The organism is Clostridia bacterium (assembly GCA_028698525.1).
In the GTDB taxonomy this organism is placed as follows: Bacteria; Bacillota; Clostridia; order JAQVDB01; family JAQVDB01; genus JAQVDB01.
The window spans coordinates 10,400-27,426 of record JAQVDB010000032.1 but is presented as its reverse complement, the minus strand read 5'-3'; the positions used below and the strand labels follow the sequence as shown (position 1 = coordinate 27,426).

Below are 17,027 nucleotides of genomic sequence, written 5' to 3'. Positions count from 1 at the left end.
AGAGCCATACTTCACGGTGGGGATTTCTGGGATAGTCCCCTTCCTTCTATAGCCGTCGCCTCAGAGTTTTTGAATGTATGGAAGAGATGGACAGGTGATATTTACATAGTCCCCGGAAACCATGATCTTTTCGGAAATAATATACAAACTCTTCCCCGTACCATGCTAGGACTTATGGCCTCTTTGGATGTTGTGAAAATAATACATGAAGATACACACTTTATATTCCAAGAAGGCGATTTCAAGGTTGCAGTTACCGGCATCCCTTATCACAACGATATAGATAAACCAGGTTGTGAAAATGATTATATAGTAGGACAAAAACTTGGAGATATACATATACACATAGTTCACGGAATGCTGTCATTGAAAAAAATGGGTGATATCATAAGACATACATTGATAGATGATATAAAACAAACTAATGCTGATATAACTCTTTCAGGACATGAGCACATAGGATTTGAAAAAATATGTATAAATCAAAAATACTTTTTAAATCCCGGGGCAATTGCAAGGCTAAACAACAACATAAAAGAAGTTGGTAGAATGCCTAATGTAGTCATGATAGATATAGATAAAAATAATATAAATATGGAAATAATACCTTTAAAAACCGCACAACCAGGCGACCAAGTGTTGGACAGGAGCAAGTTGGAAGAAATTAAGTTTAAAGAGGAAAAATTCGCCGAATTTAAAAAGCTCATAAGAGATGCAGGCCACATCGAAGAATACGGGGCATACGAAATCATCAACTCAATAGCAGATAAAAAAAATATCGATAAAAAAGTCAGAGATGAAGCGATAAACAGGATAGCCCATGCAAAAGAAGTTATGGGCTGATAGGAGGTTGTAGTTTTGGCTAAAATAAAACGCCTGATAATAGAAAACTTTCAAAGCCATAAATATACAGACATATATTTAAATGAAGGATTTAACGTAATAACAGGAGAATCTGATAACGGAAAATCTGCAATGCTCCGAGCGCTGAGATGGGTATATTTTAATCAGCCTAGAGGCAGTGATTTTATACGGGTAAACCAGAATGAGTGCAGGGTGCATGTGGTGCTGGATCATGATTACACAGTGGTGAGAGAAAGAACTCCATCTAAAAACAGATATATAGAAATAGATCCTGAAGGAGAAAAGACTATTTATGAAGGTTTTGGATCCAATGTTCCGGAAGAGATTAAAAAAAGACTGGGAATCTATGATATAAACATAGACAACGACATAACAATAAACCTAATACTTCAGGAACAATTGGAAGGAGAGTTTTTACTTGACAGGACATACACCGGTTCTATCAAAGCCAAAACAATAGGCAGAGTCTATTCTGTACACTATATAGATTCAGCTATAAGAGATATTCTAAAAGATGAAAACAGGGTAAGTATGGAAATAAAAAGATTGGAACAGGATATTGAAGATATTCAAAACAACCTTGAACAGTTCAATTATTTAGCTCCATTAGAAAATAAATTGAATTCTATATTCAAAAACATACAAAAAATTGAACAGCTGCAAGCCATACAGACATCTCTTGAAAAATATAGAAGCTGGTACAAGGATGTAGATTCTAAAATACATCAAAACAGTTTAGTGGTGGATAAATTAGCTGATATAGATAAAGCCGAAGAACAGCTGGATAATGTGGAAAAGAGATATGATTATTACAGGATGCTTTTAAATCTTAAAAAAGAATATAATTCAACCAACTCCAGGATACAAGAAAACATCGACATATTAGAGAACATAAAAAATACACATATGATAGAAACAAATCTTGGAAACATAAGAGCTATGTTGGAAAAACACCAAGGTCTAACAACAAATAGCTCCTATCTAGTCAATATAAAGACAGAGATCAAGAGTATGAATAATATATTATCTACAACAAAGCATCTTAATGAGGCTGTACAAGTATTAGAAAACATCTCTCGTAAATTGGTCTCTGTACAAAAAATACAAAGTGCAAAAAAAGAATATGATGACTGTACCAAAAGACTCAAAAATATCCAGTTGACCCTTGAAAAGACTCATAACATCGATAGTGCTGATAAAGACTATTCAAAACTAAAGGCTATTATGCAGCAGGCTGAAACCTTAAAACAGTTAAAACAAAAGCTTGAAAATCAGCAAAAAAGGATACATGAACAACAAATAATAATAAAAAATAAAAATGCCGATATAGAGAATAAATTAAAGCAATATAAACAATTGTTGTTACATATGGGCAAATGCCCTACTTGTTTCAGCAGTATAGACAACATAACCGTCGAAAGGATAATAAAAGAATTTAGATAAGTGGAGGAATAAAGCAATGACTAACCAAGAAAAACTCAATATATTAAAAGATGGCCTTACAAAATCAATAAAGTTAAGGGATCAAGCACTAGCACGAAAAGAATCATATGAAGAAAGAAAAAAAGAAATAGAAAAAAATATAAGAGAACTGGGAGTGGAGCCTGATAAAATAGACCAAGAGCTTAAAAAAATCGAGGCAGAAATCAAAGAGCTGATGGAACAGACTGAAAAGCTGATTCCTTTTGAACTGCTGGAAAAATTCAATATAAAGTAAGGGATGATTGTTATGGATCTTTCCCATATAAAACAATATTACAGTTCTTTAAACAAGCAATACCATATTCAAAAAGGAAGACAAGAAGAACTAAAAAATATAAAAAAAGAAAAAATCAAAAAAGTAGAAAATCTAAATCAAAATCTGGATATATATACCCAAGCTAGATTGTTATTGCAGGATGCCTCTGTAAAAGCTAGGGAACAAGCCAAATACACTATAGAGAGCATGGTAACCAAGGCCCTACAATATATCATATCTCCAGATATGAGCTTTGAGGTTGAACTGACTGAAAGCGGAAATAAACCTGTGGCAGAATTCTATGTAGTATCAGAACATGATGGGTTGATAGTGAGAAATCGCCCTGCCGATGCAAGGGGTGGTGGCATAGCAGATGTTGTATCCCTGGCTTTAAGGCTTGCCCTTTTACAAAGTTCCAGGCCGGAGATAGATGCCCCTCTAATTTTGGACGAACCGGGAAAACATATAAGTGAGATGTATATAAAAAATGTAGCTGGCTTCTTGCAAGAGATATCCAAAAGCTTTGATAGACAAATAATAATGGTCACCCATAATAAATACCTTGCTGAAATAGGTGACAGCTCATTCCGTGTAGAGCTAAAAGATGGAGAAAGTCAAGTTACTAAAGTTGATATTTAGGTGAAGTGATAAAAATGAATGATAAATTGTCTAATAAAATAGAAGACATAAATCGACACCTCAGATTGAAACAGAGCAGTAAAATGCGAAGAGAAGAGTTGCGGAGATTATTAGCCCAAAAAGTAGGCACTTTTGTAAATGCAGAGTACCGGGACCAATCAGCTTTAAACCTATGTAAAGATAACGGTTTGATTGGTGTAGATGGATCGCTTATGAGCATGGGCACAAATTATCCCTACGAAATAACCGTATTCCGCTCATACTGTAAGTGCACTAAAAAAAATGAAGGTGAAAAAGATTTGATTTCTGACAGCAGGGTATTCTGTCCATTATATGATAAAGACAAAGATATGCTGCAGCGTATGATAGAAAACAGCCAAGGCAGCCTCACTCAAGAGACTGCTGCCCATAAATTTAAAAAAGATACCCTGGCCTCTCTTGAGTTGTCGGTGGCAATCAGAGGTATAAAACAATTCAAATCAAGAGTAATCCTGATGGATGGTGGTTTTTACAGATTTATCATATCTGCTCCAAGGCTATGGGAAGAATTCAAGCAACTATGTCTGAACACTAACACTTTAGTTGCAGGAGTAGTAGAAGAAGTAGGTACCCATAGCCTCTCCGAGTTGATGCAGAACCAGCTGCCAGACTTTATGCATAGAGATTACGATCGGGAGATGCTATTTGGTGTACTGAACACAGGGGAATACCTAAAAATCCATCCCTCTATAAATATAAAAAATGGATTCTATACCTGCTTTGCCAGATTTTCTAACCACCCTCAACCGATAGCCATAGACCTGCTCAATGAACAGCTGGCATATATTCAGGATATTATGAACCTAATCGCCTGCCTCACCCCGTCAAACAGCAGAGGTATACCTCTTTGGATAGACATAATAGATAGGGAAGTGAGAATAACAAAAAGAGAGATGGAAATACTTATCGATTCTGTATTTGATTCAGATACAAAAGAAATATACTTTATGGCTAATGAACAAAGAAGACAGTATTAAACGGAGATGATGAAAATGAAATTTCAGGTAGTAGGCTGTACCAATCAACAGGAAATTTTTGTGGCCTCCACCCAAAGAAAATTCAATATAAATGAATATCTGATAATAGAAGACGAGGATCATAACAATCCGGTAGGAGAGGTTATGGAAACATCCTCCTTCAATAAGTTCATACCTATGGTAGATGAAAAAAGCTCTATATTGGATGACAGTGTAATGAAAAATCTTTCACAACTGGGCTTTGATATAGACAAAGAAACAGTACACATTGCAAAGGTGAGAATGGTAGGGGAACTTACCAGACCTATAACCGTAGCATCTTCAGTAAGATTGCCCCAGTTCAAAGAAATAGAACACATAGTCATGCAAAAAAGGCCTGAAAAAGGTCTGGCTTTAGGAGTGATACGTGGCACAGAAAACATACAGAGTTCTCTTCCCAATGAGTTGAAAAATATATCTCTTTTATATGATAAAAACAGAGGAATCATCCCACAACAAGGCATTCCCTTTGTGTATGATTACTATGCTTTGAGAGAATATCCCCATATAGGTATCTTCGGCGGGAGCGGGAGCGGCAAAAGTTTCGGTCTCAGGGTCATACTGGAAGAACTTATGAAAAAACGGATACCCACACTCCTGCTGGATCCTCACTTTGAAATGGATTTTACCCAGACCTTCGAAGGTCTGCCTAAAGATTATATAGAAAATTTCTCAAGGATGAGCTGCTATTGTACAGTAGGCCATGACCTTGGTATAAAATTTGAGGATCTTACATCGGATGAGTTGTGCAATGTTCTCTCATCGTCTAAATACATTACAGAGACTATGGAAACCGCCATAAAGAGCATACATCAGAAAAATGATTCTCTGATCTCTTTTACCTGTAAAATAGAAAGACTGATAGATGCATTTGAAAAAGGAGACCGGGAAATAGAAAAGTTAGCATCTGAGGATCCGGATGCACGAAAAACATATAAAATCTATCAAAAGTATAAAAACAGTGTACAAGGTTTAGGTACCCTGAAAGGCATTGCCTGGAGACTAAACGCTCTCAAATTTCAAGGCATATTCAACTATGATATATCCAAGGTGGAAGAGGGGTTAAAGCATAGAAAAACAGTTGTAGTGAGGGGAAATATAAATATTCTAAAGACAATCGCAGGCTATCTAATAAACACCCTATATAAAAAAAGAAGGACTTATAAGGACACACTTCAGGATTACAGCCCAGAAAAAATAGAAGACCATGAGAAATTTCCACCCTTTGTTGTAGTATTGGATGAAGCCCATAACTTCAGCTTTAAAGGGGACATAATGACACCTACAAAGTGGACATTGAGAGAAATAGCCCAAGAAGGCAGAAAATATGGTGTGTTCCTGATACTGGCAAGCCAAAGGCCGGCATTGATTGATGATACAACAGTAGCCCAGCTCAATACCAAGATCATATTTAGAACTGTAAGGAGCTCGGATCTGGATGTTATAAAAGAAGAAACAGACTTGAGTTCTGCTGAAATAAAACGCTTGCCCTATCTAGACTCAGGAAATGCTTTCATTTCAAGTGCTTGCATTGGCAGAAGCGTATCGGTAAGATTTAGGGTAACAAAAACCAAATCTCCCCACGATATACATCCTTTTGATGAATTGGAGGATATGGACCAAACATCCAAACTGAAAAAAATTCTTATCGACTTTTTGCCCCTCCAAATTGAAAGCATAAGCAATTATCATAAAGAAATAAACAAGCAGATGGGACAATTCCTCACTGTGAAATATATATCGGAAACACTAGAGGAGATGGAACAAGAGAACATTATCGCAAAGGAAGACACCCCTTTTGGTCCTAGATATATAAAAAAATAAAATCATATGATTAAATGCATAATAATAGGGTAGATAATATATGTATGGTATTATATAATTAAAAATTAAAACGATTAGGAGGTATAGTATTATGAAAATTACAAACATAGCTGATCCAGAGGGTTTTTTTAAAAAAGTTCAGCAGTGCAAAGGAAGAGTAGAGCTGGTTACGTCAGAAGGAGATAGGATCAATCTCAAGTCAAAGTTAAGCCAGTATATAATGCTCACCAAACTGTTTTCAGAAGCAAAAATAGGGGAAATGGAAATATTAGTTTCCGAACCAGAAGACCTGCATCTTATCTTAGATTATCTCATAAGAGGATGATCACATCCTCATATCATCAAATGTTTGCTTGAGTACAACAACAAGCCATATCCCGCCAATAACAGCATTGACTATCTCCGATAATGGAAATGCATACCAAACTCCATCCAGCCCAAAATAAATACCCAACACATACATAGCCGGCAACAGCACAATAATCTGCCTCAAAAATGAAAGCAGCAAACTAGGCAAACCTCTACCTAACGCCTGGAAAGTAGTGCCGGCCACAATGGCGGGACCTATGATGGGAAATGCAAGGCTGATGGTTTTAAGAGCCTTTACCCCTATCTTTATGAGTTCTGCATCATCGTTGAACATCCTTACCAATTGTTCTGCAAAGACTTGAAACACAATAAATCCTGCAAAAGTAAATGCAAACCCTATGACAAAAGCAGCCTTTATGGCTTTTTTCATTCTGTCAGGGTTTCTATGTCCATAATTATATCCCAATATAGGCATAAATCCATGGTTCAACCCAAATACCGGCATAAATACAAATGACTGTAACTTGAAATATATACCTGCAGCAGCGATAGCAGTAGTAGAATATGACACAAGTATCTTGTTCATTCCAGCTACCATAAAACTTGCTAAAAACTGCATAACCATAGCGGGAAATCCTACCTGATATATGGATTTTATTATAGAAAAATCAAATTTAAAGTTCTTGATATTTATATCTAAATCATTTTTTTCACTGAATAAAATAAACATCATAAAACTTCCACTGATTATCCTGGACAAAACAGTTGCAAAGGCAGCACCTTTTATTCCCCAACGCGGAAACCCCCATAATCCAAAAATAAATAGAGGATCTAATATCACATTGAGTATAGAACCTATAAGCATTGTAATCATAGGGATAAATGTATTGCCTTGGCCACGGAGTATATTATCTGCTAGCATGGGAAAAAACAGTGCAAAAGAACCCATGAGTATAATACTTATGTATTCGGAACCCATCTGTATCAGCTCTTTATCCTCGGTAAAGGCTGCAATTATTTCATGAGAAAAAAACACTCCTACAAAAGCAACTACTATACCATAAATTACAGCTATCAGCATCACATGTTCAGCTGCATTTGTAGCCCGTTTCTTATCACCCTTCCCTAGCAATCTAGATATGAGAGAACTCACCCCTACACCTGTACCAACGGCAGTTCCTATTACTATTAGCTGGACTGGAAATGCAAGAGATAATGCAGACAATGCCTGCTTGCTTATACGCCCCACATATATGCTATCTACAATATTGTATAATGCTTGCACCGCCATAGCTATTATAGATGGTATGGATAACCTAAATAACAACGGTACAATAGCTTCATTTCCTAATCTGTCTGACACTGCAGTTTGTTCCAAGAGATCACCTCGAAAAATTCAAATGCTTTTTCTATCTTACATTATGGATATTTCTTTGTCAATTAATTGAAATATAATAAAAATTTGCATCAACCCTTTGCTAGCATATATAATAACTATGATAAAGTTTAGCTTTATGCGACAAAAATACTATAGTAATTATTATATGTACCATTGGAAAAAGATACAATATGAGAAAGAAGGCTAAAAAAACAAGGAGGCCCAGAATTGCAGCTTATAAAGATACGAGGAAATTCATACTATATAAATGCACCCACTAATATAGGAGTATATTCATTCAAAAACAAAAACTGTTTGCTGGTAGATACAGGCATAAACAATACACAGGCTAGAAAGATAGGAAAAGTATTGGTGGACAACCGCCTTCATACAAAACATATAATCAACACCCATGGACATACTGATCATTGCGGGGGAAATCACTTTTTCAAACAAAACTATCCTGGCTGTCTTGTATATACTTCGGAAAAAGAAAAGATATTCCTAGAAAACCCCAAACTCCATTCCTGTCTGCTGTATTGCTCTAACCCCCTCAAAGAGTTTAACAAACATCACAGCAGCCACCAATTGGAAGTTGACTTTATCCTAGAATCCGGGATGACTAAAATTGATGACCAAAAGTTCTTAGTCCAACCTCTTCCCGGACATTCTCCAGGTCAGATAGGGGTATTAACTCCCGATAAAGTATTATTTCTAGGCGATGCACTTTTCAGCCAAGATATAATGGACAAATATTCTATACCTTATCTTTTTGATATAGAACACAGCATAGATACAATGCATAAAATAAAAGACATAGATGCAGATTACTTCCTGCTTGCACACTCAGAGGCACCTGTAGATAAAGATCAAATTATAAGACTTATAGATAAAAACATCGATAATATTCAGCAACACCTAACCGATATATTGGAACTTCTATCACAGCCTATGACAAGGGAAGACCTTTTACAAAGCCTTATAATTTTAAAAGACCTTCCCACCAACTTTCTACAATATCACCTTCATTTTTCAGCAGTATCAGCTTTCTTAAAAGCCCTATATGATAATGAAAAAATAGACTATTCGATAGAGGATGGAAAGCTATACTACTTTAGAAGTCCTGCTGGGTGATATCTTGGAACTGCATATTATACAGATGGGAATAAAGCCCTGCTTTTTCCATCAGCTCTCTGTGTGTCCCCTGTTCTACAATTCCTTGATCAGTCAACACTATTATTCTGTCCGCATTCACTACAGTAGCTAGCCTATGGGCTATCACCAGAGTAGTTCTTTCTTGAGAAAGCCTATTAAGAGAATGTTGTATCATTCTCTCTGTTTGATTATCTAAAGCCGATGTGGCCTCATCCAGTATGAGAATAGGAGGATTTTTTAAAAATATCCTGGCAATAGCAATCCTCTGTTTTTGTCCGCCAGAAAGCTTTACCCCCCTCTCGCCTACATAGGTATCATAACCGTTTTCTAAACTCATTATAAAATCATGAGCATTTGCATTTTTTGCAGCCTGCACTATCTCTCCATCGGTTGCATCCAATTTGCCATATGCTATGTTTTCTTTAACTGTTCCGGAAAAAAGAAATACGTTCTGCTGTACTAGCCCTATATTTTTTCTCAATGATTTCTGAGTTACATCTCTTATATCTATTCCACCTATTTCTATTTTCCCTCGGTCTATTTCATAAAACCTGGGTATTAGACTACATAAGGTAGTCTTTCCACCTCCCGAAGGACCTACAATAGCTACTGTTTGCCCTTTCTTTATGGTAAAGCTCAAGTTTTCCAGCACATTCTTCTTGTTGTTATAACTGAAAGTAACATCCTTAAACTCTATATCCCCTTCCAGCCTTCCTACGCGTTTAGCGTTCTTCCTATCAGTGATATCTGGATGCATATCTATAATTTCCACAAACCTGGCGAAACCTGCCATTCCTTTCTGATAGTTCTCCAATAAAACACTGATCTTTCTTACCGGCTGAAGAAACATTGAAACGAATAATAAAAATCCCATTAAATCTCCGGGAGAAAGCTGATCATAGTATATAAATATACCACCGAATACCAGCACCACCAAATTGATCAGATTTGAATATAAATTTATCCCAGGAAAAAATTGGCCCATAACCTTATAGCCTTTTTGTCTGGCCTCTTTATAGTTTGTATTTCCTTCTCTGAACTTGTCCTGCTCATATCCTTCATTGGTAAAAGATTTTACTTCCCGTACCCCTGAAATACTATCCTCCACTTGTGCATTTATATCGGCAATCTTTATTCTCAAATCCCTAAACACCTGCTGAAGCTGTTTGTTTTTCTTTATAGCAAATATCGTCATAAAAGGCACCAAAGCAAAGGTTATCAATGCTAGCTTCCAATTCAATAACATCATTATCACAAATGAGCCGGTAAGGGTCACCCCTGCTGTAAACAAGTCCTCCGGTCCATGATGTGCAAGCTCTGCTATCTCGAAAAGATCATTGACTATCCTAGACATTATATGCCCTGTTTTTGTATTATCAAAATACGTGAAAGAAAGTTTTTGAATATGTGAAAATAACTGTTCCCTCATATCATACTCTATCCTAGTACCCAATACATGTCCCCAATATGTGACAATATAATCAAACACATATCTTAAAATATAAAGACCTAGCAGCCCTATTCCTATCCATATCAACAGTCTCATGTTCTTGGATGGGAGAACATCATCTATCACCCATTTGACCACTAGAGGAAACACCAGGTCCATGCAAGATACTATAAAAGCACAAGTAAAATCAACTATAAACAATGCCATATGCGGTTTATAATATTTAGCAAATCTTTTTATCATCTGAATTCCCCTTTATAGATGTCAAGTTTATTTAGAAATCAATTCCTCAATCTTCTTACTATATTTTATCCCCAGCCAAATCAATACCAAGGATAAAACCCCAATAATACACCATTCAATCAATGTAAAACTGATTATTCCGGCACCGGCCAGCGTGGATACAAAAACTCCCGGCATCCTCCCTAATAGTATTAGAATGATAAAATTCAATACTCTCATATTGGATAGGCCGGCCATAAAACACAGTGCATCATCAGGAAAAAAAGGAAATAAAAAAATACAAAACAATACTATGAAACTCTTTCCGACAAATACTTTGTTGTATTTATAAAATATATCTTTCCCTATCAACTTTAATACTAAGGGTTGACCAAAAACTCTAGCGATAAAAAAAGCCACTATAGAACCTAAAAATATACCTGCTCCATTTAACAAAAATCCATTTATTATTCCAAAAAGAGCGCCTCCCACAATCCCTGTCAGGTTACCCGGTATTGGCGCTATTATAACCTGCAAAAATTGAACCATAAAAAAGATAAGGGGAGCCCATAGCCCAAAACCTTTTACAAAGTCTTGTAACCTTTCAGCCGAGCTGAATATATATTTGAACTGCCGATAGTATGGGCTATTTAAAAAAAATATAAACAAAACAACAATGGCACATACAACAATCGTGCCAATGATAAACTGTTTTGATCTACTCAAAGGGACTACCTCCTAACCTTTATACGGAACCCTTCTATCAGGGCAGCTCTTTCTTGTACATAATTGACAGTTTTGGAAACTTACCGTAGTAGGAAAATAAAAGCCTGATATACTTTTGTTAGGAATCATCAAACAGCTTTGGGTGAGTTTTACTCCTATCAAAGATTCAACGTCTCCAAATATGGAAAATAATCTTTCTTGCTGCTCTATCGGCCACACGTCTATATCAGCTGAACCGGGATTCATGGAAGCCATCTTTTTCATTGCATATTTATCTTTTATATACCTGTTTATAAATAAAATTGCATCTTGCAAGGCCATCTCCTTCAGCACGTCCAGCCAAAACCTTTCCAGCACATCTTCTAGCCCTTGCTCTAAATCTTCCAATTCATTGCCACATGTAGCTATATACGGAAATATCCTATGTACATCTTTCAAGTTTTTTACCATTGTTTTACTTTCAAATATCGCCTCACCTATATCGATAGAATCATCAGTCTTTTTTTCTATGAAACTTACTTTGTAAACTGCTTTGGGTTTGATCAGAGGAATTGCTTTATCCAATAAATCATCCACGTCACCCTTTAATGACATATATTTATCTAAATTAATTCTTCTATAGAACTTATCACTATCAAATTTAAAATCAATATCCCGGAATATTTCCACAGCTAACTCCTCCCTATTTCACATCTTGCCCGACCTCAATATAGATACCAACAGCAAAATTCCCATCATTCCTGCTCCAACATATCCTAAAATACCAAAGATAGAAATATCGTATATCTTAGGCCCTACATTTGCATTTATAACTATAGCCGATGCCACAATCAACGCAGCTACTATAAGTCCAAAAACAAGCCTGTTTACCATTTTGCTCAATTCACTGATACTATTTTCTAAATTTATATGTTCCATCTGGACTTTTAACTTTCCTGCCAGGGCACTGTTGACCAACTCCAGCATTTTTGCCGGCAATTTAATCCCTGATTTTGAAAAAGCATAAATACTTTCTAGATGTTCTAAAAAATCCTTTTTCAGATCCCTGTTTTCCAGCATTTTTTCTTTTACATAGGGTATAGCTATATCCATAATGCTTATTTCAGGAGCCAACTTGGTGAGCAATCCTTCAATTGTCATTATGCCCTTTATAAGCATGGTCACATCACTGGGCATGGCTATATTGTTTCTTTTTGCAGCTTTTAGGACTTCGTCCATAAATCTAGGTAAGTCTATATTGTAAAAAGACCTGTCTATATAGCTGTTGTATATCTGTTCTATATCGGAATATAATCTGTTGATATTTACCTTTTTCCTCATAATCCCTATCCTGATCACCGACTGGGTCATGGAATCCAAATCCCCCATAGCAACAGCATACAAAAATATATTAAGCTTTTTCAGCATTTTTTCATCCAGCATCCCTACCATGCCCAAATCCAGATAGGCTATTTTTTTGTCGTCTATCAATATATTGCCTGGATGGGGATCTGCATGAAAAAAACCGTCTTCAAAAATCTGCTTTAGATAGTTTGATGCAAGTTTTTCGGCTATCTCTTGTACATCATAACCTTCTGTCTCCAAAGTGTTTATATCAGTAATCTTTATGCCCCCTATGTAATCCATCACCAGTATATTAGAGGTAGTATATTCATCATAAGGCCGAGGACATTTTATATATTTAATATCTTTGTTGTTATCTCCAAACCGATGCAGGTTTTGGGCCTCTTTTTTTAAATCCAGCTCCTGTTGAGCTGTTTTCCAAAGCTCGTCCACAACCTGGCTGGGATCTACCACAGTGTCCTGTAATCTAAACTTGAATAATCTGGTAAGGCCTCTCAGTATGGAAATATCATTAAGCATGGTTTCTCTTATTTGGGGCCGCAGGACTTTTACAACTACTTCTCCTCCGTCCCTCATAGTAGCATAATGTACTTGTGCCATAGATGCAGTAGCAATAGGTTGCTTTTGGAAGGTTTGGAATATCTGATCTGTAGGTTTTCCAAGCTCTTCCTTTATAATATCATTTATCTGCTCATATTCTACAGCTTTTACATTATCCTGCAATTTTTCAAACTCTACGATATATGAATCTGGAAGTATATCAGGACGAGTAGACAACATCTGCCCTATCTTTATAAATGTAGGTCCCAGTTCCTCCAAGGCAAGTCGCAACTGTTCAGGATTTAATATACCTCTTTTTACCCCGTGTTTTATAAAAACCGATATTATCTGTCTTATTCTTTTTCTCTCATTCGTTTTTTTCATAGCATCACACATCTTAAAAAAATACCTTATAAAATAAGGTATTTTTAATTATTTTTCAAACTGTTTATCATATCTTTAAGTTCCTGTATATCCTGTTTTGTAGCGAAATTCATGGAATCTATCATCTGATTAAATTTCTTAACAGTTACAACTTCATCGTCTTTTTCTACATTGTCTTCTACCTTTTTCTTTAATTCTTGGTTTAATTCTTTTGCCTGTTTCAACGTTAGTTCACCTTTTTTAGCCATTTCATCTATCAATTCCACTGCTTTTTCATATGTAAATGTTGCAGTTCCCAATCCTGAAAGCAATATCTTCTTGAGAGTGTTTTCCATAAGATCACCTCCTGTATAATTTTGCCCTTTAAATATATTATTATTTATTATAATTATACTCCAAATTAAACTTTTTTAATACCTTTGTGTCTTTTTTAGTTTTCTGTTTTTAATACTGATAAATAATATCAGCAACAGGAGCATCATAAGCAATACAAAGATATAATATAAATGTCTTCTAGCTCCTTCAGCACATTTAACGGCTTGTACAACTCTGTTGCCAGCAATTAATCTGCATTCGCCTAGCTTTACTCCATTTAAGGTGAATGTCGCCTTACCTATCTCTTGTCCTTTATAGATGGGAGCTTGCAATATATCGTCCCAGACTATAGTACATCTAATATCATCAATTTCATCTTTGTTGACTATATCATTTATTCTTCTATCGGATAGTGCAACTACATAATCAGAATATCCCAGCATACCTTTTTCCACCCTTTGAATGGCTTGGATACTTCCGTCTATGGTAATATCATGCCATACAAAATTATCAAGACCATATCCAAGTAATTGCACCGAATCCTTCCATCTATCCTCCCGAGTGCTATACATCACTACGCTTATCACATCTACTTCGCCTTTTGAAGCCGAGGATATAAGACAGTATCCTGCAGGAGTGGTAAACCCGGTCTTTATTCCAGTTATATAAGGATAACCTTTTAAAAGCAGATTGCTGTTCTTCCATTTAAACCCGTTAAAATCCACCTCTTCCTCACAGTCTTCCAATTGTTCCCTTTCTATATCTGGAACAAACTCTAATGTGCCCACTATCTCTCTGAATATCTGATTCTTCATGGCTTCTACCGCGATAAGACACATATCATGTGCAGTAGTATAATGGTTTGGGTCATGCAAACCATGAGGATTTACAAAATTAGAGCTTTCTGCTCCCGCTTTTTTAGCCCTTTCATTCATCATATATGCAAACTTATCTATTGCATCATTTATACCCATATCCGGCTGGCCATAAACCTTTCTTGCAATATGTACCGCAACCACGTTTGCCGCATCATTCCCCGAGGGCAGCATAAGCCCCATGAGCAACTCCCTAAACGTGAGCTTGTCTCCATACTGCAATCCTGCATTGCTGCTATGGCTGGTTATCTGTCCCGCTTCTTCACCTACTGTTATGACTTCATCTAAGTCCCCATTTTCGATGGCTACAAGTGCTGTCAATATTTTTGTAGTGCTTGCCGGATACATCCTCTTATCCATATCCTTATGATACAATATCTTGCCAGTATTCTGCTCTGCTAGAACAGCGGCATTGCATTTTAATGTAATACAATCATGGTCGCTTTTTTTATAGCTCATTCCCAAAAGTAGGGGAATAGAAAATATCACCAAAAAAAATATACCAATAATCTGTCTCTTTCTCATCACAACATTCCCTTATAAAAACCTTTCATATAAAAAATTGGTATACAACTATAGCTAAAATAGTAGATACTATACCTACACATGTACCCGCAATAAGTTCAGTGACTTTATGTCTCTTTTGTGTCAATCGGGCCCAAAACACTATTGGAATTAAAATACAGGTATATAAAGCATAAGGCCCTATCATGTACACCATTAGAGTTATAGGACCAGACACCCCACAGGCATGCCCACTGGCCTTAAAACCAATCACCTTATTTATAAAGGCCAGCACTCCTCCGGAAAAAAGATAAGCCAGAAAGATTAGCAGTACACCCTTGGGAACTTTAACTAAAAAAGATACTACCGTACCTATCACATATCCCAATACCGCCATTATAAATGCAAGTTTCCTTTCTCCTGCTCTCCCTTGTTTTCTTATGGAAGGAATGAAATATTTTAAACCATAAGCTGATATAGGCATTAAAGTGAGGAAAAATAAAGTAAATACATACCAGTTCAAACTATAATTAAAATACTCCCCTTTAACAAAAAAAACTGTCGTTATGGCAAAGGCTGCAATAATGGGAACTACAGTGATTACACTCACTATTTTTGCTAGCCTTGACTGCATATGCCGCCCCCCCCTCTCCCTTTAAATATAATATAATACAATATATGGCGGTTGTCTAATATATTACAAAAATTTAACATATAACTTTCAAATTTCTGTGTACTTCAATTCCTGCTGTACATTGAACTCTTTCATCTGCCTCACTACCATGATAAAAGTTATCAAGGCAGATAGTATATCCGCAACCGGGAATGCTCCAAATACACCGTTCAATCCAAAATACAGAGGAAGTATCAATACCAAAGGTATTAGAAATAATATCTGCCTGGACATGGATAATATCAAAGAAGGCAAAGCCTTGCCTATAGCCTGGAATATACTGGCCCCTACTACCTGAAAGCCTACAAGGGGTAAAGCTATAACGATAATCCTCATAGCATATGTACCGGTTTCAATTAGTTCAGCATCCTGATTGAACAGAGAAATAATCTGTTCAGGGAAAATCATCAACACAAAAAAACCTATAACAGACATTGCTGTAGCATAAAATATCCCCAATTTCACTGATTTTCTAACCCTATCATATTTTCTAGCACCATAGTTATATCCAATTATAGGCTGCAATCCCTGTACAATACCAAACATAGGCATAAAAACAAATGAAAGCAATCTATTTATCACCCCAAACGCTGATATAGCTATATCTCCCCCGTATTTTGCCAGGCCGTTATTTATAACTATAGCCATGAAACTTCCGGCAACCTGCCTAGCAAAAGAAGGGGAACCTATAGAAAAAATCTCTTTCAGAAGATCCACATCTATAATAAGGTTTTTCCATTTGAATTTTACCTGGCTCTTTCCACTTATAAAATAATAAATCAGATAAATCACTGTAGCAACCTGAGACAATACAGTAGCAATAGCAGCGCCTTTTACACCCATTTTGAAAACAAATATAAATATAGGATCTAATATTATGTTTAACCCTCCGGAAATAAGCATGCTGCCCATCGCAACCTTAGCATTTCCTTCCGATCTTATTATATTATTACTTGCCATAGCAAATGAAAAAAATACTGTTCCCAACAATATTACTTGCATATATTCCACCGAATAAGGAAGTATATTCTC

The 17,027-nt window shown here is 36.1% G+C and carries 17 protein-coding genes; 8 read left to right on the top strand and 9 right to left on the bottom strand.

All coding sequences use genetic code 11. The features are described 5' to 3' along the window. The 7 genes from PHP06_06320 to PHP06_06290 all read left to right on the top strand — a co-directional run. A partial coding sequence (locus tag PHP06_06320) for a metallophosphoesterase family protein (protein MDD3840174.1) occupies window positions 1-843 on the top strand: 843 nt, incomplete at its 5' end. Between the two features lie 15 nt (window positions 844-858). Beyond that, complete coding sequence (locus tag PHP06_06315; protein ID MDD3840173.1) at window positions 859-2,307, top strand: AAA family ATPase; 1,449 nt, start codon at window positions 859-861, stop codon at window positions 2,305-2,307. A 16-nt stretch (window positions 2,308-2,323) separates the two neighbouring features. Next, a complete protein-coding gene (locus PHP06_06310) occupies window positions 2,324-2,581 on the top strand; it encodes a hypothetical protein (GenBank protein MDD3840172.1) in 258 nt (85 codons plus the stop codon). Window positions 2,582-2,593: 12 nt separating this feature from the next. Next, window positions 2,594-3,241, top strand: a complete 648-nt coding sequence (locus PHP06_06305; protein ID MDD3840171.1) for an ATP-binding protein — start codon at window positions 2,594-2,596, stop codon at window positions 3,239-3,241. A gap of 14 nt (window positions 3,242-3,255) precedes the next feature. Further along, window positions 3,256-4,257: a DNA double-strand break repair nuclease NurA gene (locus tag PHP06_06300; GenBank protein ID MDD3840170.1), complete on the top strand. Its 1,002-nt coding sequence runs from the start codon at window positions 3,256-3,258 to the stop codon at window positions 4,255-4,257. Window positions 4,258-4,272: 15 nt separating this feature from the next. Further along, on the top strand, window positions 4,273-6,120 hold the full coding sequence (locus PHP06_06295; GenBank protein ID MDD3840169.1) for an ATP-binding protein: 1,848 nt from the start codon (window positions 4,273-4,275) through the stop codon (window positions 6,118-6,120). Window positions 6,121-6,211: 91 nt separating this feature from the next. After that, window positions 6,212-6,445 carry a polya polymerase gene (locus tag PHP06_06290; GenBank protein ID MDD3840168.1) on the top strand — a complete coding sequence of 78 codons (234 nt, stop codon included), beginning with the start codon at window positions 6,212-6,214 and terminating at the stop codon, window positions 6,443-6,445. On the opposite strand, the gene PHP06_06285 is transcribed toward PHP06_06290, so the two are convergent. After that, window positions 6,446-7,807, bottom strand: a complete 1,362-nt coding sequence (locus tag PHP06_06285; GenBank protein ID MDD3840167.1) for an MATE family efflux transporter — start codon at window positions 7,805-7,807, stop codon at window positions 6,446-6,448. It lies immediately after the preceding gene. 228 nt (window positions 7,808-8,035) lie between these two features. On the opposite strand from PHP06_06285, the gene PHP06_06280 reads away from it, so the two are divergent. Further along, on the top strand, window positions 8,036-8,941 hold the full coding sequence (locus PHP06_06280) for an MBL fold metallo-hydrolase (GenBank protein ID MDD3840166.1): 906 nt from the start codon (window positions 8,036-8,038) through the stop codon (window positions 8,939-8,941). Here PHP06_06280 and PHP06_06275 read toward each other — a convergent pair. From PHP06_06275 to PHP06_06240, 8 genes are all read right to left on the bottom strand, one after another. Beyond that, window positions 8,922-10,655: an ABC transporter ATP-binding protein gene (locus PHP06_06275; GenBank protein ID MDD3840165.1), complete on the bottom strand. Its 1,734-nt coding sequence runs from the start codon at window positions 10,653-10,655 to the stop codon at window positions 8,922-8,924. The two genes, PHP06_06280 and PHP06_06275, sit on opposite strands and share 20 nt — an antisense overlap. A gap of 27 nt (window positions 10,656-10,682) precedes the next feature. After that, window positions 10,683-11,360 carry a TVP38/TMEM64 family protein gene (locus PHP06_06270; GenBank protein ID MDD3840164.1) on the bottom strand — a complete coding sequence of 226 codons (678 nt, stop codon included), beginning with the start codon at window positions 11,358-11,360 and terminating at the stop codon, window positions 10,683-10,685. A gap of 12 nt (window positions 11,361-11,372) precedes the next feature. Beyond that, window positions 11,373-12,029: a vitamin B12 dependent-methionine synthase activation domain-containing protein gene (locus tag PHP06_06265; GenBank protein ID MDD3840163.1), complete on the bottom strand. Its 657-nt coding sequence runs from the start codon at window positions 12,027-12,029 to the stop codon at window positions 11,373-11,375. Window positions 12,030-12,047: 18 nt separating this feature from the next. Further along, window positions 12,048-13,628 (bottom strand): AarF/ABC1/UbiB kinase family protein, encoded by a 1,581-nt coding sequence (locus tag PHP06_06260; GenBank protein ID MDD3840162.1) that lies wholly within the window; start codon window positions 13,626-13,628, stop codon window positions 12,048-12,050. Between the two features lie 44 nt (window positions 13,629-13,672). Beyond that, window positions 13,673-13,963 carry a hypothetical protein gene (locus PHP06_06255; protein ID MDD3840161.1) on the bottom strand — a complete coding sequence of 97 codons (291 nt, stop codon included), beginning with the start codon at window positions 13,961-13,963 and terminating at the stop codon, window positions 13,673-13,675. A gap of 75 nt (window positions 13,964-14,038) precedes the next feature. Continuing rightward, complete coding sequence (locus tag PHP06_06250; GenBank protein ID MDD3840160.1) at window positions 14,039-15,343, bottom strand: D-alanyl-D-alanine carboxypeptidase; 1,305 nt, start codon at window positions 15,341-15,343, stop codon at window positions 14,039-14,041. A gap of 25 nt (window positions 15,344-15,368) precedes the next feature. Beyond that, window positions 15,369-15,956 (bottom strand): hypothetical protein, encoded by a 588-nt coding sequence (locus PHP06_06245; protein ID MDD3840159.1) that lies wholly within the window; start codon window positions 15,954-15,956, stop codon window positions 15,369-15,371. Window positions 15,957-16,043: 87 nt separating this feature from the next. After that, the coding region (locus tag PHP06_06240) for an MATE family efflux transporter (protein MDD3840158.1) at window positions 16,044-17,027 on the bottom strand (984 nt) is incomplete at its 5' end.

Coding starts and splice junctions, on each gene's coding strand:
- PHP06_06305 (MDD3840171.1), top strand. CDS start 2,594: ATGGATCTTTCCCATATAAAACAATATTACAGTTCTTTAAACAAGCAA.
- PHP06_06295 (MDD3840169.1), top strand. CDS start 4,273: ATGAAATTTCAGGTAGTAGGCTGTACCAATCAACAGGAAATTTTTGTG.
- PHP06_06250 (MDD3840160.1), bottom strand. CDS start 15,343: ATGAGAAAGAGACAGATTATTGGTATATTTTTTTTGGTGATATTTTCT.
- PHP06_06245 (MDD3840159.1), bottom strand. CDS start 15,956: ATGCAGTCAAGGCTAGCAAAAATAGTGAGTGTAATCACTGTAGTTCCC.
- PHP06_06310 (MDD3840172.1), top strand. CDS start 2,324: ATGACTAACCAAGAAAAACTCAATATATTAAAAGATGGCCTTACAAAA.
- PHP06_06275 (MDD3840165.1), bottom strand. CDS start 10,655: ATGATAAAAAGATTTGCTAAATATTATAAACCGCATATGGCATTGTTT.
- PHP06_06290 (MDD3840168.1), top strand. CDS start 6,212: ATGAAAATTACAAACATAGCTGATCCAGAGGGTTTTTTTAAAAAAGTT.
- PHP06_06300 (MDD3840170.1), top strand. CDS start 3,256: ATGAATGATAAATTGTCTAATAAAATAGAAGACATAAATCGACACCTC.
- PHP06_06260 (MDD3840162.1), bottom strand. CDS start 13,628: ATGAAAAAAACGAATGAGAGAAAAAGAATAAGACAGATAATATCGGTT.
- PHP06_06255 (MDD3840161.1), bottom strand. CDS start 13,963: ATGGAAAACACTCTCAAGAAGATATTGCTTTCAGGATTGGGAACTGCA.